We start from the raw sequence: 19,920 nt of genomic DNA on the forward strand, positions 1-19,920 counted from the left end.
CCACAACGCCGCGCTGGCTCCCGGGGCGGGGTACTGGGCCTCAAACACCCCCCCACGCTGGCCGTGGGGGCTGGGCCGCTCATGGGCCTCCAGGGCCTCCTCCGTACGCGTTGCGACGGTCAGACGGTCGTGACGACCTCGTCGTAGGCGAGGCGCGGCAGACGCGGGAACCAGGCGTCCTCGCCCGGCTTGCCGATGTTGACGACCATCAGCACCTTGTGGTCGCCGTCCAGGAACTCCTTCTCGATGCCCGCGGCGTCGTAGCCGGTCATCGGGCCCGCGGCGAGGCCGGCGGCGCGGACGCCGATGATGAAGTACGCGGCCTGCAGCGCACCGTTGAGGGCGGCGGACGACTCGCGGACCGGGCGCTCGGAGAAGAACGCGTCCTTGGCCTGCGGGAAGTGCGGCATCAGGGCCGGGAGCTCCTCGTGGAACTCGTTGTCGGCGACCAGGATGGCGACCAGCGGGGCGGTCGAGGTCTTCGGCTGGTTGCCCTCGGCCATGTGCTTGACGAGGCGCGCACGGGCGTCGTCGGAGCGGACCAGGACGACGCGCAGCGGCGACTGGTTGAACGCGGTGGGGCCGTACTTGACCAGGTCGTAGATCGCCTGGACCTGCTCCTCGGTCACCGGCTCGTCGGTGAAGGTGTTGGCGGTGCGGGCCTCACGGAAGAGGAGGTCCTGGGCGGCGGGGTCAAGAACGATGGACATCTTGCGTTTTACCTTCCGGAGGTACACGGGGATCAAGCGACGCCGACCACGGTAACGGAGAGGTAGGTTAACTTTCAACTAAAGCTGGGGTGGAGTGATCTGTTCCACAGCGCGGGCCTCTTGTGCCATTCGCCGGCAGGGGATCCGATCGCGGGCGCCGCCTGCCTGGCGCGCACCTCGCCGTGGTCGGCCTCGTCCGAAAAGCCGGGACAACCGGGAAGCCGGAAGCCGGGGAAGTCGGGGAGGCCTCAGCCGTTGTCGGCTGTCGTGCCGCCGCCGCTCTCCTGGGGGTCGGCCGGCCCCGCCAGGGCCGCATCCAGCCGTGCGCGCGCGCCTTCCAGCCAGTGCCTGCACACCTTAGCCAGCTCCTCGCCCCGCTCCCACAGCGCGAGGGACTCCTCCAGCGTCGTACCGCCCGCCTCCAGGCGGCGCACCACCTCGATCAGCTCGTCACGGGCCTGCTCGTATCCGAGCGTGCCCGCGGCACCAGCCGTCGTAGTCCCGTCGTCCGTCATGCGCCCCACCCTACGTTCCGGTCCATCAGGAGCCTCCTGCCTCGCCCGTCATCGCTTTCGAGCCGCCGAGCCGCCCGTCCGCCTCGTCCGCCCGGCACCGAACCCCCGCTCACTCGCTCACCCGCACCGCGAACTCGCCACCCGAAACCCGCGCCCGAAGCAGATCGCCCGGCGCCCCCGCGTCCGCGGGAGCCCGCACCACATGGCCGTCCGCCCGCTGCAGCACCGCATACCCGCGCTCCAGTGTCGCCGCGGGCGACAACGCGACCACCCGCGCCCGGGTATGGGCGAGCTCCGAGTCCGCCCGGTCCAGCAGATGCCCCAGCACCCGCCGGCCCCGCCCGATCAGCGCATCGATCTCCGACGCCCGCTCGTCCACCATCCGCTGGGGATGCTCCATCGCGGGCCGGCCCAGCGCATGCGCCAGCCCCCGCTCCTCCCGGTCCAGCAGCCCCCGTACCGTCCGCAGCGCACGGTCCCGCAGCTGCTGCACCCGGTCCAGCTCCTCGCCCACATCGGGCACGACCTTCTTCGCCGCATCCGTCGGAGTGGAGGCGCGCAGATCCGCGACCAGGTCGAGCAGCGGGGAGTCCGGCTCATGACCGATCGCCGAAACCACCGGCGTACGGCACGCGGCGACCGTACGGATCAGCTGCTCGTCCGAGAACGGCAGCAGATCCTCCACGCTGCCGCCACCCCGCGCCACCACGATCACGTCGACATCCGGGAGGTCGTCCAGCTCCTTCACGGCCTGGACGACCTGATTCACCGCGTGCACTCCCTGCACCGCCGTGTTACGCACCTCGAACCGCACCGCGGGCCACCGCCGCCGCGCGTTCTCCAGGACGTCGCGTTCGGCCGCCGAGGCCCGGCCGCAGACCAGTCCGATCAGCTGCGGCAGGAACGGCAGCGGCTTCTTCCGGTCGAGTGCGAAGAGCCCCTCCGAGGCCAGCGACTTCTTGAGCTGCTCAAGTCGGACCAGCAGCTCACCGATGCCGACCGGCCGTATCTCCGTGGCCCGCAGGGACAGCTGGCCGCGCGGCGCGTACCACTCGGGCTTGGCGAGCACGACGACCCGCGCCCCCTCCGTCACGACATCCGCGATCCGGTCGAAGACCTGGCGGAAGCACGTCACGCTCACCGAGATGTCCTGCGACGGGTCGCGCAGCGTCAGAAACACCACGCCGGCGCCCGGCCGCCGTGACAGCTGGGTGATCTGACCCTCGACCCAGACGGCGCCGAGCCGGTCGATCCACCCCCCGATCAGCCGCGACACATCACCGACGGGCAGCGGAGCTTCCGCGGACGTTTGGAGAGCCATGCGAGCGAGCGTATCCGCCCCCGCCGACAATCAGCCGCCCACGACAACAGCCACTCCGACTCGCCCCCCGCCTCAGGCTGTGCGCCGCCCCCACTGCAGCGCAAGCACCACCAACCCCACCCCCAGCCAGCACACCCCCACCACCTGAGCGCTCGCGGTCGCCTCCACGATCACCGCGATCAGCACCCCCGCGCCCACCACCGGCATCAGCACATGCCGCCACCAGCTGGGCGGCCCCTCCATCCGGCGTACGGCGAACCAGCCGACCACCGACGCGTGCAGCAGCACGAACGCCGTCAGCGCACCGATGTCGACGACCGACACCAGATGGTCGAGACCGTCGGCGCGCCGGGCAGCCCACACCGCCGCCACCAGCGTCACCGTCGCGGCGAGCAGGATCGCGACCCGCGGCACCCCGGACCGCGGGTCGACCTTCGACAGCAGCAAAGGCAGCCGCCGCTCCCTGGCCATCGCGAACAGCAGCCGCCCCGCGGCCGCCTGCCCGGCCAGTGCCGCGAAGGCCGCCCCGATCGCCTTGCTGACCGCCACCAGATCGTGCAACCAGGTCCCGACCGCGAAGTCCACCGTGTCGTAGAACGCCGACCCCTGCGCGGCCGGATCGGCGGCCAGCTCCGCCGACGTCATCGGCTCCAGCAGCGCTGCCAGATATCCCTGCGCCACGAACAGCACACCCGCGAGCACCAGACAGAACAGCACCGCCCGCGCCACCTTCGACGAGCCCCCCGTCACCTCCTCCGCGAACGAGGCGATCGCGTCGAAGCCCAGATACGACAGCACGGCCACCGACACCGCCCCCAGCACCGCCGAAGCGGAGAAGCCGGAATCGCCGGTGAGCGGGGTCAGCCAGCCGCGCTGCGCCCCGTCCCGTACAAGAACCACCACCGCCGAGACCAGGAACACCAGCAGCACCACGATCTCCATCGCGAGCACCGCGAAGCCGGCCCGGGCGGCAGCCCGTACACCCCAGAGATTGAGCAGCGTGGTGACGACGACCGCGAGCGCCGTCCACACCCACCGCGACACCGACGGCACGAGCGAGTTCAGCGCGATCCCGGAGAAGAGATAGGCGACCGCGGGGATCAGCAGATAGTCGAGCATCGCCATCCACCCGGCGATGAACCCCGGCCCTTCCCCGAGCCCCTTGCGGGCGTACGCGAAGACCGAGCCCGCCAGCGGGGCCACCCGCACCATCTGGGCGTAGCTGAAGGCCGTGAACGCCATCACGACGGTCGCCGAGACATAGACCAGCGCGACCGCACCGCCCGATTTCGCATCGAGTGTGCCGAATACACCGACGGGCGCCATCGGAGCGATGAAGAGGAGCCCGTAGACCACCAGATCCCGGAAGCCGAGTGTCCGCCGCAGCCTGCCTTCCTCCTGGTGCGCCCCCTCCGCCTCCGTGACCCCGCCGCCGCTGCCGCTGCCCGTCCCCGACATGAGCCCTCCGTCGATCGCGTACGCATCAGTCTCGCGACCCCGCCGATCTTCCGCGCGTCCGGCTCGGCCTTACGATGGGACGCATGACTGCTACGACACCCCGCCGCGTCCTGCTCGCCGCTCCCCGTGGCTACTGCGCGGGCGTGGACCGTGCCGTGATCGCCGTGGAGAAAGCCCTGGAGCAGTACGGCTCCCCGGTGTACGTGCGCCACGAGATCGTCCACAACAAGTACGTCGTACAGACCCTGGAGAAGAAGGGCGCGATCTTCGTCGAGGAGACGGCGGAGGTCCCCGAGGGCTCGATCGTGATGTTCTCCGCGCACGGCGTCGCGCCGACCGTGCACGAGGAGGCGGCCGAGCGGAAGCTCGCCACGATCGACGCGACCTGCCCCCTGGTCACCAAGGTCCACAAGGAAGCCGTCCGCTTCGCGCAGGACGACTTCGACATCCTCCTGATCGGCCACGAGGGCCACGAGGAGGTCATCGGCACCTCCGGCGAGGCCCCCGAGCACATCACGCTGGTCGACGGCCCCGAGGATGTCGCGAGTGTCGAGGTGCGCGACCCGTCGAAGGTCGTCTGGCTCTCCCAGACCACGCTCTCCGTCGACGAGACGATGGAGACGGTCGGCGCGCTCAAGGAGAAGTTCCCGCTCCTTGTCTCGCCGCCCAGCGACGACATCTGCTACGCCACGCAGAACCGACAGATCGCCGTGAAGCAGATGGGCGCCGACGCCGACCTCGTGATCGTCGTCGGCTCCAAGAACTCCTCGAACTCGGTCCGTCTGGTCGAGGTCGCCCTCGGCGCCGGTGCCGACGACGCCCATCTGGTCGACTTCGCCGACGAAATCGACGAGGCCTGGCTGGAGGGTGTCTCCACGGTCGGCGTCACCTCGGGCGCGTCCGTTCCCGAGGTCCTGGTCGACGGCGTCCTGGCGTGGCTCTCGGAGCGCGGTTTCGAGGACGTGGAGATCGTGAAGGCGGCCGAGGAGTCCATCACCTTCTCACTGCCCAAGGAACTCCGCCGCGACCTGCGCGCCGAGGCCGCGGCGCTCGTGGAGAAGTGACGGCTTCGCGTCGACGGCTTCCCGCTCCGGGAAGTGAGCCGGGCCACCTGCCCGTACCGTGGATTGCATGCAGATCTTCGGCGTGGACATCGGCGGATCCGGGATCAAGGGTGCTCCCGTGGACCTGGACCGCGGAGACCTGGCGCAGGAGCGCCACAAAGTACTGACACCGCACCCGGCCACGCCCAAGGACGTGGCCGGTTGCGTGGCCGATGTGGTCGGTCATTTCGACTGGTCGGGCCCGGTGGGCATCACCTTCCCGGGCGTCGTCACGAGCGGCTGCACACGCTCTGCGGCCAATGTCGACAAGAGCTGGATCGACTTGGACGCACGCGGGCTGCTCGGCGACAGACTCGGCCTTCCCGTCACCATCCTGAACGACGCCGACGCGGCCGGTATCGCGGAGATGGCGTTCGGCGCGGGGCGCGACCGCAATGGGACGGTGATCGTCCTGACGCTCGGTACGGGAATCGGCAGCGCGCTCTTCATCGACGGCAAGCTCGTCCCCAACACCGAGCTGGGCCATCTGGAGCTGAACGGCCACGACGCGGAGAAGCACGCCTCCACCAAGGCCAAGGAGGACGAGGCGCTGAGCTGGCACCACTGGGCGCATCGGGTGCAGAGATACCTGACCCATGTGGAGATGCTGTTCTCGCCCGAGCTCTTCATCATCGGCGGCGGAGTCAGCCGCAAGGCCGACAAGTTCCTGCCGCTGATCGAGCATGTACGGGCCGAGATGGTGCCGGCGGAGCTGCAGAACAACGCGGGCATCGTGGGAGCGGCGATGGCGGCGGCGAACACGGCGTAGGGCTCACCCGGCTGCCCCGCCCTGCCCCGCGGCCCCCAGCCACCGCTGGGGGCGACGCGCCCGCCGTTTTTCGGCCCCGGTCAGCGCTGGGGGCGACGGGGCGGCTGGGCGGGCCGCGCCGTCTGCGCGGCGAGCAGCATCCGACGCTGACGTTGCCGCTGCCGCATCAGCCGTACCTTCCGTACGGTCGCGATGAGCCCGGCGATGAGCGTCCCGCCGTACAGCCACCCGGCATGTACGGCGAGCGCGGTGACGAGCGCCATGGTCTGGCCGCCGAAGCCGCCCGTGCCGCCGGAGATCGGGATGACGCCGACGGCGAATGCGATCGGCACGATGATCGGCGCTGTCACCAGGTCCGCGGGCCGTACCCACAGCGCGGTCAGAGCGCTGACCGGCAGGAACAGCACCCCGAACACGGTCGATGAACCGTCGAGGACCAGCCAGTCGAGGCACGCCAGCAGGAACATGGAGGCGGCGGCGAAGAGCCCCGCACCGATGCCGGTCAGCCGGGGATTCGGCAGCCTGCGCAGCGCGAGAACGGCGGGCGGTACCGGCCGGGACCGGCCCTCCGGCTTCGCGTCCATCACCCGATAGACGGCGGCGGCTTCGTCGATGGTGCCCTGCGGGGACAGCGGGGCCTGCCGAGACTGCCTGCGCTGCGGGGGACGTGTCCTGTGCTGCTCCACCGGGACAACGTAGGTCGCCGGGCGGGAGGAAACGGGTGCGGGACACGCGCTTTGGGCGACCTAGGGGGTGAGTTCGATGCCACACGGCCGAACGGGAACCGAATCGACGCCCGACCGGACCCGTGGCTACCCGGTCGCCCCCGCCCGTAAACTGGAGAATCGGCCCACCCGGGCCCGACGCATTTCCGCCGTCCCACCACCTCCTCCTCATCCCGCCTCCTCACTCCTCAGGAAGTCGCCAACGTGTCGCTCACGATCGGAATCGTCGGCCTGCCGAATGTCGGCAAGTCGACCCTGTTCAACGCCCTGACCAAGAACGACGTGCTGGCGGCCAACTACCCGTTCGCCACGATCGAGCCGAACGTGGGCGTCGTCGGCGTCCCCGACTCGCGGCTGAACAAGCTGGCGGAGATCTTCGGCTCCCAGAGGCTGCTCCCCGCGACGGTCGACTTCGTCGACATCGCCGGCATCGTCCGAGGTGCTTCGGAGGGTGAGGGCCTGGGCAACAAGTTCCTCGCGAACATCCGCGAGTCCGACGCGATCTGCCAGGTCATTCGCGCCTTCAAGGACGAGAACGTCGTCCACGTCGACGGCAAGGTCTCGCCCAAGGACGACATCGAGACGATCAACACCGAGCTGATCCTCGCCGACCTCCAGTCCGTCGAGAAGGCCGTCCCGCGCCTCACGAAGGAGTCCCGCCTCCAGAAGGAGAAGGTCGCGGTCCTCGCCGCGGTCGAGGAGGCCCAGAAGATCCTCGAGTCCGGCCAGACCCTCTTCGCCGCGGGCATCTCCGCAGGCACGGAGAAGGGCAAGCTCCTCCACGAGTTGCACCTCCTCACCACCAAGCCTTTCCTCTACGTCTTCAACGTCGACGAGGACGAGCTGGTCGACGAGGACTTCAAGAACGAGCAGCGCGCCCTGGTCGCTCCCGCCGAGGCGATCTTCCTCAACGCCAAGATCGAGTCCGAGCTGATCGAGCTCGACGACGACGAGGCCCTCGAACTCCTCCAGTCCATGGGCCAGGAAGAGCCCGGCCTCGCCACCCTCGGCCGCGTCGGCTTCGACACCCTGGGCCTGCAGACCTACCTCACGGCCGGCCCGAAGGAAGCCCGAGCCTGGACGATCAAGAAGGGCGCCACGGCCCCCGAGGCGGCCGGTGTGATCCACACCGACTTCCAGAAGGGCTTCATCAAGGCGGAGATCGTCTCCTTCGAGGACCTGGTCGAAATGGGCTCGGTCGCCGAGGCCCGCGCCAAGGGCAAGGCCCGTATGGAGGGCAAGGACTATGTGATGCAGGACGGGGACGTGGTGGAGTTCCGCTTCAACGTGTAGCGGCGCGATACGGTACGTCACCGATCTGGCAAAAAAGCAGGCCAGAAGGGGCCCGGCTCTTCCGAGTCGGGCCCCTGGGTTTTCCCCCGTTCGATCCATCAGGTCACGAGGTTAAGTAAGATTCAATCTACGTAAGAATCTATCTACGTTAATTGTCTTCAGGGGTGCGTCGTGGAGTTTCAAGGTCGGGCCGGAGATCTTGAGCTGCTGGCTGAGCAGTACCGGACAGTGGTAGAGGCGGTTGGAGCCACTCGGGGGCGGGCTGTGATCATGACGGGCCGGCGCCGAGTAGGGAAGTCGCGACTGGTCCAGGAGTTCTGCGACCGCTCGGGAGCGCCGTACGTGGTGTTTCAGGCCACCCGTGGGCGCAACCCTGTGACGGAGCGCGCCGACTTTGCCGCGACGCTCGCGCAGTCGCTACTGCCTGGGGCGGAGCTGGTCGCCGGCCTCCAGGCGCAGGACTGGAACCAGGCCCTGCGCTCTCTGGTGCTCGCGGTACCCGATGACTCGCCCAGCATCGCGGTGATCGACGAGGTGCCCTGGCTGGTCGAGCAGGATCAGGAATTCGAGGGCGCACTCCAGACTGTCTGGGACCGTCACTTGTCCTCCAAGCCCGTGCTTCTGCTGCTGGTTGGCAGCGATACATCGGTGATGGAGGCACTGCAGTCGTACGGACGCCCGTTCTTCGGTCGGGCAGCGAAAATGACCGTCCACCCCCTGAATCTGGCCGACGTACAGGCCATGACCGAACTCGACGCCGCAGGGGCCGTCGACGCCCAGTTGATCACTGGCGGATTCCCCGAGATCGTGCAGTCGTGGCGGCCGGGAATGGGGCGTACAGCCTTCTTGCAGGCGTCGGTCGCCAATCCTCTCTCGCCCCTGCTGGTGGCCGGCGAGCTGTCCCTGCTGGGCGAATTCCCCGAGGCTTCGCACTCACGGTCCGTGCTGGAAGCGGTTGGCAGCGGTGAGCGCACGTTCAGTGCAATCGCAGCCCAGGCCGGCGGCGCCAGCGCTCTGCCGTCCGGCACGCTCTCCCCGCTGCTGGCCATGCTGCAGGCCAAGCGAGTCCTGGCTGCTGATCTCCCCCTGTCGGTCAAGCCGGACAGCAAGAACAAGCGCTACCGGATCGCCGACCCGTATCTGCGGTTCTGGCTGGCGTTCCTGGCACGCGCGATCCCACTCATCGAGCGAGGCCGCGGTGACTTGGCACTGGAACGCATCGAGCGGTCATGGACCAGTTGGCGCGGGCGAGCGGTCGAGCCACTGATCCGCGAGTCCTTGCTGCGTCTGATGCCCAATGATGAGTGGCCCGAGACCGAGGCCATCGGCGGTTGGTGGAACCGTCAGAACAACCCCGAGATCGACCTCATCGGTGCAGACCGCGAGCCGGTGGCCCGGCAGGTGTCCTTCGTCGGGTCGGTCAAGTGGCTGGAGACCCAGCCCTTCGGCCGTCATGAGTACGACGCCTTGGTGCGCGACATGCTCGCCGTCCCCGGTACCGCCCCGGATACTCCACTGGTCGCGGTCTCCCGCTGTGGGGTGACCGATGATCTGCCGCTCGCCGCGCACTGGGGGCCGGAGGACCTCGTACGGGCGTGGCAGCCCCGATAGCCGCGAAGTCCGGGATCTCTCACGTCGTGAATGATCCGGCGGAGCCCCGCACAGGAGCATCGTCAGCAATGCGCTCCGACTCGCACCTTGCGAGATGAGCGCAGCGACGAGGTCTACCGCGGCCGGATCGGCCCCACTGCCTCAACACCCGTATCTTGAGGACCGTCGGCACCAGAACGCGCCCTCTATGCGCTCTGGTCACGGCCGGGATCTGAGCTACGGACCCAGGTCTGCCTCCCGCGCCCCCGGTCCCGTAGAAGCGGAGACCGGACGCCCGCAACTCGCGCGCAGTCAGTTCCTCGCCGCCATGACCCGTGCCCGCGGCCTCCTTCCTGGGGAGTGTGCCTGCCCGGGAGGGGGCACACTCGGTGTCGATCCGTCGGCAGGCCGTGGCGTGGCGCAGTGCGCAGCATGGCTGCGCGTTCGACCTCCCGAGTTGTCGCTGCTCATGGGGTGCAGGCAAGGGGCGTGGCATGGGGAAGTTGGCCGTACGGAGACATTAGGCGTGACGCAGGTCATAGCCGTCGTGGTACGTCGGCCGTACCGGGCGCGGCCGACGGCGGCTTCGTGGCTGCCCACAGGAGGGGGGTGCTTACCTGCGCAATCTTGTCGACGGCTTGGCCGGTGCGGCTTGGATTTCTGTGCCTCGGCACGGCCGACACGAGTCCGCAGGCAGTCCGCAAGACACTCGTAAATGCCCGGCGGAAGCCAACGCATCCCAACGGGGAATTGCCTGGTCAGGGCCGCGATCGATGCTCCGCAGCAGGTCAGATCCAGCCCCGATATGTTCCGCCTCAACGTGTGGCGGCTGACATGTCGCCACGTCGCTGATCTGGCAAATATGCAGGTCGGAAAGGGTCCGACTCTTCGGAGTCGGCCCCTTTGTTTTCCCCCGTGCTGGAATTGTGCTGGGATCAGACGGAATGCCCGTGCTGGGTTGTGCGCTGTCCAGTGCCTTGCGGCAGGGAGTGTGCAGGCGAGTGGCGCCCCGCCCTCACGCCTAGTAGAGGAGCGGGTGCGCGCCCAGGCTCATCTGCGTCGCCGGTGACCTCACCCGCTATGACGCCCACGCGGTATGCGAGCGCCAGGGCAGCATCGACTCGGCTCGCTACCGGTATTTCGGCAACGAGCACAGCGAGCTCCAACGGTGCATCAGCAACGTGGGTAGTTCAGCACTCGAAACCTGGGTGGCTCTTGCCACCCGACTTGATGGACGGAGATCCTCCCGCTCGACGCTGTGCTTCGCCTCGCGGGGGCTCGCGGCAGCGGCCGGAGCAGTGGCGCCGGTACTGACAGCGACTGCCGATCAACCTCCACACCGCAACTTTCGTGCCACCTCCTGCGAAAGCGTCACGACGACGCGGGTGCACCCTCCTGAACGGGGTCCTCGGATTCCGGGTGACCTGGACGGTCGGTCGAGGCAGCGCCACGCAGTGCCGCCTCGACCCGGCGGTTGCTGGTCATGGTCGCCGTGACGGCGGTCATGGCGAGCAGGAGGCCGGCGGCGGTGTAGAGCGGGGTGCGTACGTCGTACGTGGTGGCCAGCCAGCCGCCGAGGAAGGCGCCGAACGGGGCGGCGCACATGGCGAGCATGCGGGAGGTGGAGGCGACCCGGCCCATCAGGTGGGCCGGGACGATCGCCTGCCGCAGCGAGGGCCCGAGCACCATCGTGGCGCCCATGCCCGCCCCGCAGACGGCGAGTGCGAGCCCGGCCACGTACGGATTCGGGGCGGCGGCAAGCCCCAGGATGGCGAGTCCCTCGACCGCGGCCGTGCAGGTCAGCGCGGTGCCGGTGCCGAGTCGTCGGCCGAGGAAGGAGGCGATGCCCGCGCCGAGCAGACCGCCGGTGGCCTCCGCCGTGAGGAGCAGGCCGAAGCCGAAGGTGTCGATGCCGAGGCGGTCGTGCGCGAAGAGGGCGAGGACGGTCTCCACGGCGAGGAAGGCGATGTTCCCGACCGCCGGACGGAGCGCGAGCCCGAGCAGCAGCCGATCCCGGAAGACGTACGAGGCCCCGGCCCGCGCCTGCCGAAGCAGCGACTCGCGGGCCTCCGGTACGGGCCGGGGCGCGGCGGGCAGCGACCGTACGAGCAGTGCGGAGAGCGCGAACGACACCGCGTCGGCGAGCAGCGGTACCGCCCGCCCGAGCGCGAGCAGCGCACTGCCCGCGGGCGGCCCCGCGAAGCCGGACATGGCGGTCTGGGCGCCGCGCAGGCGGGAGTTGGCGCGCTCCAGGAGTGCGGGGTCGCGGCCGAGCAGATCCGGCAGATAGGCCGTGGCGGCCGTGTCGAAGAAGAGTCCGCCGAGGCCGAGCAGGAAGGCGACGGCCGCGAGCAGTGGAATGCTCAGCACGTCGAGCGCGGCCGCTGCCGCCGGTATCGCGAGCAGCACCGCACGCGCCGCGTCCGTGACCCACATCGTGCGCCGGCGGTCCCAGCGGTCCACCAGCGCACCGCCGAGCACCCCGAAGAGCAGCCACGGCAGCGTTCCGGCGGCCGTGACGACGGCGAGCGCCATCGGATCCCGCGTCAACGCCAACGCGAGCAGCGGCAGCGCGGCATGCGACACCCCGTCACCGAGCGAGGACACCGTCTGCGCGGTCCACAGCCGTCCGAACCCGGTCGGCAGCTTCCGAACGTCTGAGGTCACTTGGCGTCCCCTTCGGCCGGCTCGCGCGGTGCCGGGTGGAACAGTGCGAAGACGAGTGACGCGTTCGGCAGCGACGGATCGGACAGCTCCCGGTACTCGTCCGCCAGCGCCTGCAGCCGCGCCCCCAGCTCCGCGAACTGCTCCTCGGTGAGCCGCAGATGCGCCATCCGCACGTGCCGCTCGCCATCCATCGGCGCTGCCTCCAGGTCCGCCACCGCGTGCCGCATCAGCACATCCGGGCCTCCCTCGCCCGGATCCGGCAGCACGATCGCCCGCGCGGCCATTGCGTAGTACCGCTCGGTGACCCCCCGGACCTTCCGCGTTCGTACCACCTTCACCAGGCCGGCCCGTTCGAGCAGCCGTACGTGGTAGCTGGAACTCCCCTTCGCAAGGCCCACCCGCTCGGCGATCTGCGTAATCGTCGCGGGCTCGAAGCGGAGCACGGCCATGATCCGGTGACGCGTGAGATTGGAAACGGCGCGTAGCTGCTCGTCAGTGGTGACGTGAAACGTCTCGGGAAGATCCTCAGCAGGCATGCGCCCAATGGTCAACGATTCTTGACCATTGGGCAAGGGAACTCCGTACGTCCTTCCGGGAATTCGCCGTCCAGCGGGGCTCGCGTTCTGCTGCGCCCTGTGATCAGTCGCTTACGGCCGGCATCCATGATGCTAACGTTGAAGTTACTAACATTAATGTCAGTGTCGTGGGTGGAGGTCGGCAGGCATGGTGGACTTCGTAGGTCGTCGGCACGAGCTGGCGACGCTGGAGCGAGAGCTTCAGAAGGTGGCGACAGGGGTTGGCGGGGAGCGGCCCGGTCGGTGCGTGATGTTGCGTGGGCGGCGCCGCGTGGGCAAGTCGCGACTGGTCGAGCGGTTTGCGGAGCGCTCCGGAGCCCCGTTCTTGTTCTACGCGGCGACCGGTGCGTCCCCAGGGGATGATCTGGCACGGCTGGCCCGGGACGCCCAGGCATCGACGCTGCCGTTGGCGGGGCTGGTGGCCGCCGCGCGGCCGGAGAGCTGGGATGCCGCGTTCGACGTGCTGGCCGCGGCGCTGCCCGCCGACCGGGCGAGCGTGCTTGTCATCGACGAAGTGCCGTACCTGATGGATGCCGATGGCGCCTTTGAGGGGATGCTGCAGCGGGCCTGGGATCGGGTGCTGGAGACCAAGCCGGTGCTGCTGGTCCTCATCGGTTCCGATCTGTCGATGATGGAGGCCCTGAACAGCTACGGGCGACCCTTCCACCAGCGCGGCCGGGAGATGGTGCTGGGACCGCTCAATCCCGCCGAGGTGGGGCAGATGCTCGGGCTGGATCCGGCGGAAGCCTTCGACGCCGCACTGGTCACCGGCGGGTTGCCGCTGATCTGCGCGGAGTGGCCGCGGGGCGCGGGGCTTTGGGACTTCCTGGGCGAGGCGCTGAGTGACCCGGTCTCGGCCCTGCTGGTGTCGGCCGAGCGCTCGTTGGCTGCCGAGTTCCCTCCGCAGGCTCAGGCGCGTACGGTGCTGGCGGCCATTGGCAGTGGCGAGAGAACCTTTACCAACATCGCCCGTGCGGCCGGCGGTATCGGGGCCACGCCCCTGCAGCGAGCGCTGGAGTTGCTCACGGACAAGCGGATCGTCGCCGCGGAACTGCCCGTGTCGCTGCGTCCGTCGAAGGATCGCCGCTACCGAGTGTCAGATCCCTATCTGCGGTTTTGGCTGCACCTGCTCGGTCCGTCCATGGAGGAGATCGAGCGAGGGCGGGGCGATCTGACGTTGGCGCGGATCCGGGAGAGCTGGACCAGCTGGCGTGGCCGAGCCGTCGAGCCCCTTGTCCGCGAGGCTCTGGCGCGGATACTGCCCGATGACGGGCTGCCCGCGGCCCCCGCAGTGGGCGGCTACTGGACCCGCACCAACGACGTCGAAATCGACATCGTCGGGGCGGACCGCGCCCCTATTGCCAAGGAGCTGCTCTTCGTCGGTTCCATCAAGTGGTTGGAGCAGTCGCCCTTCGACCGGCATGACTTGGCCGCTCTGCATCGGCACCGGGCTGCCCTCACCGACGAACCTGTTCCAGTCGTGTCGGTTTCGCGTAGTGGAGTCGACTGTCCGGGGCTCGATGCCACCTACCGCCCCGGCGATTTGCTGACCGCCTGGCCGCTGTGAGTGGCGGATGTCAGGCGCGGCACGGGAGACGAGGAGCGCGGTCAGGCTGAACAGGCGTCGCGGAGAAGTCCCTCGAACCTCGGCCCCCTGCTTACCGCTGTTGTGTAGCGTTGGCGGTCCCGAGCCCTCTCATATTTTGTCGCGAATCCCGTGCTGGGATGGTGCTGGGATGACTCCGCGTTTCCGCAGGTCAGACAAGTTGTGGTGGAGTTCCGCTTCAACGTGCGGCGAGTGACACAGCACCACATCGCTGATCTGGTAAACATGCAGGTCGGAAGGGGGCCGACTCTTCCGGGAGTCGGCCCCTTGCTGTTTCCCGTGCCGGGATGGCGTTGGGAAATCCGATCCCTCGCCACCCGCCATCACCCCTGCTCACCTCTACCGTTCCGGGTTGGCGGGGATGCGGCGGTGCGTCACACGGCGCCCAGGGCGCCGCAGCGGAAGATGCGGCGGTCCACGGGATTGCCCCGCAGGATCGCCTCGCGCAGATCCTGCAGCTCGCGGCTCAGATCCAACCCCAGTCGCGCGGTCATCTGTGCTCGCGCCGAGGACAGCACTCGCAGCGCATCCGCGCGACGGCCGCATTCGTAGAGCGTGGCCGCACGGAAGGCCAAGAGCATCTCGTGTTCCGGATGGTCCTCGGTGAGCCGCGCGAGCTCCGCGGCGAGCGACCAGTAGTTACGCAGTTTGAACTCCGCCGCGACACGGAGCAGTTGCGCCGATATCAGCAGTTCGTCGAAAGCGGTGCCGACACCTCGGCGTGTCCGCTCGGACGCGACGTCCTCCAGCACCGCCCCGCGCCACTCGGCCAGGGCGGACGAGGCGAGTCGTGAAACCTCCTGCGGCTCCGTGCTCCGCTGGGCCCGGTTGACCAGCTGAGTGAAGCGGTGCAGATCCACCAGCTGCGGATCGCCGGTCAGGGCGTACGTCGAACCGCTCCGCACCAGCCGCACCGACCCGTCGCACCCGCCCTGGCGAAGGCTCGCCCGCAGCCGGGAGACATCCACATACAGATCGGCCCGGGACCGCGGCCGTTCGTCCTCGTCCGACAGCAGATCGATCAGCCGGTCCATCGGGAGCGGCCGGTCCATCTCCAGCAGGAGTAAACCCAGTAACAGACGTTCGCGGCGGCGACCGATGGCTCTGGGGCGTCCGTCGACGGTCCACTCAACCCTGCCTAGCACTCGAAAATGCGACCCCGTGGCAAGCATGGCGGCAATGATGCTCAGCTCGTCATGTTCCTGGCAAGGTTTTGGCGTCCTCCCGACAGGCCTCATCTATCACACTGCTCCCCCGTGCAACCGCGCCAGGGGGTCGAAACTTGCCTTACGTCATTGCCGGTCTGGTACTCGTCGGAGCCGTCGCCCTGCTCAACCTCGTCATGCTCGTGGTCATCCTGCGCCGCTGGCAGGAGCTCGAAGTCGTACGCCGACGCGACGACTTCGCGGCCCAGGGGCCGCAACCCGGAGACGGACTCCCGGACTTCACCGCCACCGCGCTCAGCGGCCGGACCCTGACCCAGGACGACTTCCGCTCCGGGGAGCTGCTGCTGGGCGTCTTCTCCCACGACTGCCCGTCCTGCACCGACAGCCTCCCCGACTTCGCCGAACGGGCCGACCGGGCCCGGGCAGCAGGCGGCCGGGTCCTGGCCCTGGTGATCGGCGCCGAAGCCGGCGAGAGCAGCCTGAGTGCCCAACTCGTGGGGCCGGCGGACGAGGTGGTACCGGGGCCCGAGGCATCGCCACTGTTCCGCGCCCTGCGCGTCCCTGCCTTCCCCACGATCCTCAGCTACCAGGACGGCGTTGTCGCCGCTCCCTCCGCCGCCGACCGCGAACCGGTATCGGCGGCCTCCTGAACCCCGGTGCGACCGCGGACCGCGGTCGCACCGCGGAGTACGCACATCCCATCCACACAGGAAGAGGAGAACCATGCGCACACTCAAGGCCGGTGCCGGCCGCCTGATCGAGCGGATTCTGCCCAAGGCCGAAGCCGAGGCAGGCTGCCCGCCGGACTGCTGGACCGAGTGGAGCACCAGCGCCCAGCGGTGCCGCCGCTGCTGTTACACGGGCGCGTGCGGGGTCAGCTGCGGAAGCTGGGACTACTGCTGAACAACCACGGGGCGGGCCGCGTGCGGCCCGCCCCGTGCCCGCCGGCCCAGGACCCATTCTTTCGGAGTCACCCTTGTCCGACCTGCTGCTCGTCTGCCGCCTGACCCTGATCTGCGTGCTGGCCGTGGCCGGCCTCGCCAAGCTGCGCGACCGCCGCCGATTCGCCACGGCACTGGGCGATCTCACCTACCTACCGGCCGCCGCCCGGCCGGCTCTCGCCGTCCTGGTGCCCGCGGCCGAGATCGTCGCCGCCGTGCTCCTCGCCCTGCCCCGGACGCTCACCGCGGGCCTGGCCGTCGCCGCCGCCCTGTGCGCGGCATTCAGCGCCGTCGCCGTCACCACCATGCGGCGCGGCAGCTCCGCCGGCTGCCCCTGCTTCGGCAGCAGGACCACTGTGCCCATGGGCCCCTGGCATGTCGCCCGTAACGCCACACTCACCGTGCTCGCTCTCCTCGGCGGCGCCATCGCCCTCACCCACGGCACCACCACCGCTCCGAACGCCCCTGGACTCGCGCTCGCCGTCGCCGTCGCCGTCTATCTCACCGCGTTCGCCGTCTTCACCGACGACCTCGCCTTCTTCTTCGCCCGCACCGGCCAACGCTGAAAGGACGATCACAGAGTGAGCTACGCCATCACCGGCCTCGCCCTTCTCGCCGCGGTCACCCTCGTCAACGCCCTCCTCACCTTTGCGGTCATCAAACGCTGGCGCGCCACGATGGCCGCCCCCGCCCCGGCCACCGCGGCCTCGGGTCCGCCGGCCCTTGCCGTACACGAAGGTGACCGCACCCCCGCTTTCACCTTGCACACGCCCCGAGGCGAAGTCAGCGAATCCACCCTGGCCGGGCACCCCGCCCTCATCTGTTTCCTCCGCCCCGACTGCGGGCCCACCAGGGAAAGCCTCCCCGAGATCCAACGGTGGACCGAGGTGAACGCCCCGTCAGGCGCGCATCTCGTCGCCGTCATCAGCGGACAGCCCCCCGAAGCCGGCCCCCTGCTCGAAGCAGTCGGCCCGCTCACCGAACTCACCGCCACCGAACCCCCGAACGGTCCCGTCGCCGGCGCCTTCGGCGTACGCCACCACCCGACCTTCGTCCTCCTCGACGCCGACGGGACCATCACAGAGACAGGCATCGGCCAAGGTTCCCTGCCCGCACTCAACCTCCTCACCGCATGAGGGGGCAGTCCACCTCCCGCACGGCCGAATTCCTGCGGGGCCTCACCGCCGTACTCGCCCTCACGCTGCGGTCCTGCCCCGGGGCCCTCGCCGTCCGCATCGTCACCGTCGTCATCGCGGGTGCAGCCCCCGTAGCCGCCTCCTGGCTGCTCAAGTACGTGGTCGACAGCCTCACCGCGGATGAATTCCGCGCCTCGGACCTCAACTGGGCCGCTGCCGGCATCGGCCTGCTCACTGTCCTCCTCGCTGCGGCCTCAGCCATCTCCTCCTACGCCGACGGCCGCATCCGCCGCGCCACCTCCACCCGGGCCCAGAGCGACCTGCTCACGGCTGTCAACCGGCTCAGCGGTCTGTCCAAGCTCGAACAGCCCGCCTTCCACGACCGCGTCCAACTCGCCATCCAAAGCGCGCAGGGGGCCGAGCGACTCGTCGGTGCAGCACTCCAGGGCGCCCAGGGAGTCCTCACCCTGGCGGGCTTTCTGGGAAGTCTCCTGCTCATCAGCCCCACCCTGGCCGCCATTCTCGTCGTCGCGGCCGTTCCGGCCCTCTTCGCCCACCTGGCCAACAGCCGGCATCGCGCGGACATGTTCTGGCGCACCAGCAACCTCGCCCGCCGCCAGATCTTCTACCGAGGGCTCCTCACCGGCACTCAAGCGGCGAAAGAGATCCGCCTCTACGGCCTCGGCGGCTACTTCGCGCAGCGCATGCGTACCGATCTCGACAGCATCAACCGGCAGGAGGAACGCCTCGACCGCCGCCTCGCCACCTACGAGACGGCCCTCGCCGCCCTCGGAGCCGGCGTCTCCACCGGCGCACTCGTCTGGGGCGTGCACCAGGCCGCCGCCCACGCCCTCACCGCCGGTGACGTATCCCTCCTCGTCGCCGCCCTCGCCGGTATGCAGACGGCACTCATCGGCCTGGTGGGGTGCATCGCCCAGAGCCACCAGACGGCCCTGCTGTTCAGCCACTACCTGCATGTCACCCAGGTCCGGGACGACCTCCCCGCCCCGGCCGCCCCGATCGCCCCACCGCCCCTGAGCCACGGCGTCGAACTCCGGGACGTCTGGTTCCGCTACACCGACGACGGACCGTGGATCCTCCGCGGAGTCAGCCTGACCATCCCGCACGGCACCAGCCTGGCCATCGTCGGTCTCAACGGGGCCGGCAAGAGCACCCTTGTCAAACTGCTGTGCCGCCTCTACGACCCGCAGCGGGGCAGCATCCACTGGGACGGCATCGACCTCAAGGACTTCCCTGCGGACCAGCTGCGCCGACGAATCAGCGTTGTCTTCCAGGACCCGATGGAGTACGACCTCACCGCCGGGGAGAACATCGGCCTCGGTGACCTCGGCTCTCTCCACGACCACGGGCGCATCCACGCCGCCGCCGCCGACGCGGACATCCACACCGCCCTCGCCCGCCTCCCACAGGGGTACGACACCATGCTCAGCCGGATGTTCTTCCCCGACGACACCGAAGACACCAGCCCTGGCGTCCAGTTGTCGGGCGGCCAGTGGCAGCGCCTCGCGCTCGCCCGGGCCCTGATGCGTTCCGAACGGGATCTCATGATCCTCGACGAACCCAGCACCGGCCTCGACGCGGTCGCCGAGCGCCACGTCCACGACCGGCTCACCTCGCTCCGCCAGGGCGCGACGAGCATCCTCGTCTCCCACCGCCTCAACACCGTCCGCGCCGCGGACGCCATCGTCGTCATCGCCGACGGAACCGTGCAGGAGGAAGGCACCCATGAACAGCTCATGACCGCCCACGGCACCTATGCCGAGCTCTTCACCACGCAAGCCGAAGGCTACGAGGAGACCGTCCGGTGACCGCCGCAGCCCCGGTGCTCCTCGCCCTCGCAGGACTCCTCGTCCTTGCCGCAGCCCTGCTGCTGGCGCGTGGGCGGCTGGTGGCCGTGACCGTCCGCGGACACAGCATGTCGCCGAGCCTCATGCCCGGCGACCGGATCCTCATGCTCCGCGGCAGACGCCGTGTCGCCACGGGCCGGGTGGCCGTCGTCGTCGCCCCCCACCCCGAGCACGGCTGGCACTTCCCCACGGGCGCCACGCCCGACTCGTGGTACGTCAAACGCATCGTCGCCGTCGCCGGAGAGCCCGTACCGCACTGGGCCGGCCGATGCCCCGGTACCCACGTGCCGCCGGGCATGCTCGTCCTCCTGGGCGAGAAGCCGGGCTCGATGGACTCCAAACAGTGGGGCTACTGCCCCGAGGACAAGCTCATCGGAACTGTCCTGCTCCGCCTGCGGGCCGCTGCGGCTTCCGGTGCACCTTCTTCGCTTCCTTCTTGAGGCCGGGACGTACCGCACTCGGCGGACGCCGGTGCGG

The 19,920-nt window shown here is 69.4% G+C and carries 19 protein-coding genes; 11 read left to right on the forward strand and 8 right to left on the reverse strand.

Going from position 1 to position 19,920, the window contains the following annotated elements; all coding sequences use genetic code 11:
* Nucleotides 1-119: 119 nt before the first annotated feature.
* The 4 genes from ACFVYE_RS37200 to ACFVYE_RS37215 form a co-directional block, all read right to left on the reverse strand.
* The gene (locus ACFVYE_RS37200) at nt 120-710 is read right to left on the reverse strand and encodes a malonic semialdehyde reductase (protein ID WP_383975184.1); all 591 of its coding nucleotides are present in this window, start codon (nt 708-710) and stop codon (nt 120-122) included.
* 248 nt (nt 711-958) lie between these two features.
* Entirely contained in the window at nt 959-1,225 is a 267-nt protein-coding gene (locus ACFVYE_RS37205; RefSeq protein ID WP_383039982.1) for an exodeoxyribonuclease VII small subunit, read from the reverse strand.
* A gap of 109 nt (nt 1,226-1,334) precedes the next feature.
* Nucleotides 1,335-2,546 (reverse strand): exodeoxyribonuclease VII large subunit, encoded by a 1,212-nt coding sequence (xseA, locus tag ACFVYE_RS37210; RefSeq protein ID WP_383075847.1) that lies wholly within the window; start codon nt 2,544-2,546, stop codon nt 1,335-1,337.
* Nucleotides 2,547-2,618: 72 nt separating this feature from the next.
* Nucleotides 2,619-4,004, reverse strand: a complete 1,386-nt coding sequence (locus ACFVYE_RS37215; RefSeq protein ID WP_383975180.1) for an APC family permease — start codon at nt 4,002-4,004, stop codon at nt 2,619-2,621.
* A 74-nt stretch (nt 4,005-4,078) separates the two neighbouring features.
* Here ACFVYE_RS37215 and ACFVYE_RS37220 point away from each other — a divergent pair, with 74 nt between their 5' ends.
* Both ACFVYE_RS37220 and ppgK read left to right on the forward strand, forming a co-directional pair.
* A complete protein-coding gene (locus ACFVYE_RS37220; protein WP_383975177.1) occupies nt 4,079-5,068 on the forward strand; it encodes a 4-hydroxy-3-methylbut-2-enyl diphosphate reductase in 990 nt (329 codons plus the stop codon).
* Between the two features lie 67 nt (nt 5,069-5,135).
* A complete protein-coding gene (gene ppgK, locus ACFVYE_RS37225) occupies nt 5,136-5,876 on the forward strand; it encodes a polyphosphate--glucose phosphotransferase (protein WP_383975174.1) in 741 nt (246 codons plus the stop codon).
* 80 nt (nt 5,877-5,956) lie between these two features.
* Here the strand turns inward: ppgK and ACFVYE_RS37230 are convergent, their stop codons facing one another.
* The gene (locus ACFVYE_RS37230) at nt 5,957-6,562 is read right to left on the reverse strand and encodes a DUF6542 domain-containing protein (protein WP_176740220.1); all 606 of its coding nucleotides are present in this window, start codon (nt 6,560-6,562) and stop codon (nt 5,957-5,959) included.
* A 243-nt stretch (nt 6,563-6,805) separates the two neighbouring features.
* Here ACFVYE_RS37230 and ychF point away from each other — a divergent pair, with 243 nt between their 5' ends.
* Both ychF and ACFVYE_RS37240 read left to right on the forward strand, forming a co-directional pair.
* Nucleotides 6,806-7,894, forward strand: a complete 1,089-nt coding sequence (gene ychF, locus ACFVYE_RS37235) for a redox-regulated ATPase YchF (protein WP_383975171.1) — start codon at nt 6,806-6,808, stop codon at nt 7,892-7,894.
* Nucleotides 7,895-8,065: 171 nt separating this feature from the next.
* Complete coding sequence (locus tag ACFVYE_RS37240) at nt 8,066-9,505, forward strand: ATP-binding protein (protein ID WP_389608416.1); 1,440 nt, start codon at nt 8,066-8,068, stop codon at nt 9,503-9,505.
* Nucleotides 9,506-10,855: 1,350 nt separating this feature from the next.
* Here ACFVYE_RS37240 and ACFVYE_RS37245 read toward each other — a convergent pair.
* Complete coding sequence (locus ACFVYE_RS37245; RefSeq protein WP_383975165.1) at nt 10,856-12,151, reverse strand: MFS transporter; 1,296 nt, start codon at nt 12,149-12,151, stop codon at nt 10,856-10,858.
* Nucleotides 12,148-12,687, reverse strand: coding sequence for an ArsR/SmtB family transcription factor (locus ACFVYE_RS37250; RefSeq protein WP_383975162.1), 540 nt, complete (start codon nt 12,685-12,687; stop codon nt 12,148-12,150). Before ACFVYE_RS37250 ends, ACFVYE_RS37245 begins: the two co-directional genes overlap by 4 nt.
* Before the next feature lie 187 nt (nt 12,688-12,874).
* Between ACFVYE_RS37250 and ACFVYE_RS37255 the strand changes: the two genes are divergently transcribed.
* Nucleotides 12,875-14,293 carry an ATP-binding protein gene (locus tag ACFVYE_RS37255; RefSeq protein ID WP_383975159.1) on the forward strand — a complete coding sequence of 473 codons (1,419 nt, stop codon included), beginning with the start codon at nt 12,875-12,877 and terminating at the stop codon, nt 14,291-14,293.
* Nucleotides 14,294-14,706: 413 nt separating this feature from the next.
* On the opposite strand, the gene ACFVYE_RS37260 is transcribed toward ACFVYE_RS37255, so the two are convergent.
* A complete protein-coding gene (locus ACFVYE_RS37260) occupies nt 14,707-15,384 on the reverse strand; it encodes a BTAD domain-containing putative transcriptional regulator (RefSeq protein ID WP_383975156.1) in 678 nt (225 codons plus the stop codon).
* A gap of 230 nt (nt 15,385-15,614) precedes the next feature.
* Here ACFVYE_RS37260 and ACFVYE_RS37265 point away from each other — a divergent pair, with 230 nt between their 5' ends.
* The 6 genes from ACFVYE_RS37265 to ACFVYE_RS37290 all read left to right on the forward strand — a co-directional run bounded on the left by ACFVYE_RS37265 (nt 15,615) and on the right by ACFVYE_RS37290 (nt 19,883).
* The gene (locus ACFVYE_RS37265) at nt 15,615-16,148 is read left to right on the forward strand and encodes a redoxin domain-containing protein (protein ID WP_383975154.1); all 534 of its coding nucleotides are present in this window, start codon (nt 15,615-15,617) and stop codon (nt 16,146-16,148) included.
* 73 nt (nt 16,149-16,221) lie between these two features.
* Nucleotides 16,222-16,401, forward strand: a complete 180-nt coding sequence (locus tag ACFVYE_RS37270; RefSeq protein ID WP_327273156.1) for a hypothetical protein — start codon at nt 16,222-16,224, stop codon at nt 16,399-16,401.
* Between the two features lie 73 nt (nt 16,402-16,474).
* On the forward strand, nt 16,475-17,005 hold the full coding sequence (locus ACFVYE_RS37275; RefSeq protein WP_389608417.1) for a MauE/DoxX family redox-associated membrane protein: 531 nt from the start codon (nt 16,475-16,477) through the stop codon (nt 17,003-17,005).
* A gap of 15 nt (nt 17,006-17,020) precedes the next feature.
* Nucleotides 17,021-17,575, forward strand: a complete 555-nt coding sequence (locus tag ACFVYE_RS37280) for a TlpA family protein disulfide reductase (protein ID WP_383976136.1) — start codon at nt 17,021-17,023, stop codon at nt 17,573-17,575.
* Nucleotides 17,572-19,404: an ABC transporter ATP-binding protein gene (locus tag ACFVYE_RS37285; RefSeq protein ID WP_389608418.1), complete on the forward strand. Its 1,833-nt coding sequence runs from the start codon at nt 17,572-17,574 to the stop codon at nt 19,402-19,404. Before ACFVYE_RS37280 ends, ACFVYE_RS37285 begins: the two co-directional genes overlap by 4 nt.
* A complete protein-coding gene (locus tag ACFVYE_RS37290; RefSeq protein ID WP_389608419.1) occupies nt 19,401-19,883 on the forward strand; it encodes a S26 family signal peptidase in 483 nt (160 codons plus the stop codon). Before ACFVYE_RS37285 ends, ACFVYE_RS37290 begins: the two co-directional genes overlap by 4 nt.
* Nucleotides 19,884-19,920 lie beyond the last annotated feature (37 nt).

The sequence above is a fragment of the Streptomyces sp. NPDC058239 genome (assembly GCF_042882185.1).
Lineage (GTDB): Bacteria > Actinomycetota > Actinomycetes > Streptomycetales > Streptomycetaceae > Streptomyces.

Bases quoted from the DNA above. Each gene is read 5' to 3' on its own strand.
- ACFVYE_RS37200 (WP_383975184.1), bottom strand. From the start codon at position 710: ATGTCCATCGTTCTTGACCCCGCCGCCCAGGACCTCCTCTTCCGTGAG.
- ACFVYE_RS37205 (WP_383039982.1), bottom strand. From the start codon at position 1,225: ATGACGGACGACGGGACTACGACGGCTGGTGCCGCGGGCACGCTCGGA.
- xseA (WP_383075847.1), bottom strand. From the start codon at position 2,546: ATGGCTCTCCAAACGTCCGCGGAAGCTCCGCTGCCCGTCGGTGATGTG.
- ACFVYE_RS37215 (WP_383975180.1), bottom strand. From the start codon at position 4,004: ATGTCGGGGACGGGCAGCGGCAGCGGCGGCGGGGTCACGGAGGCGGAG.
- ACFVYE_RS37220 (WP_383975177.1), top strand. From the start codon at position 4,079: ATGGGACGCATGACTGCTACGACACCCCGCCGCGTCCTGCTCGCCGCT.
- ppgK (WP_383975174.1), top strand. From the start codon at position 5,136: ATGCAGATCTTCGGCGTGGACATCGGCGGATCCGGGATCAAGGGTGCT.
- ACFVYE_RS37250 (WP_383975162.1), bottom strand. From the start codon at position 12,687: ATGCCTGCTGAGGATCTTCCCGAGACGTTTCACGTCACCACTGACGAG.
- ACFVYE_RS37255 (WP_383975159.1), top strand. From the start codon at position 12,875: ATGGTGGACTTCGTAGGTCGTCGGCACGAGCTGGCGACGCTGGAGCGA.
- ACFVYE_RS37260 (WP_383975156.1), bottom strand. From the start codon at position 15,384: ATGGACCGGCCGCTCCCGATGGACCGGCTGATCGATCTGCTGTCGGAC.
- ACFVYE_RS37270 (WP_327273156.1), top strand. From the start codon at position 16,222: ATGCGCACACTCAAGGCCGGTGCCGGCCGCCTGATCGAGCGGATTCTG.
- ACFVYE_RS37285 (WP_389608418.1), top strand. From the start codon at position 17,572: ATGAGGGGGCAGTCCACCTCCCGCACGGCCGAATTCCTGCGGGGCCTC.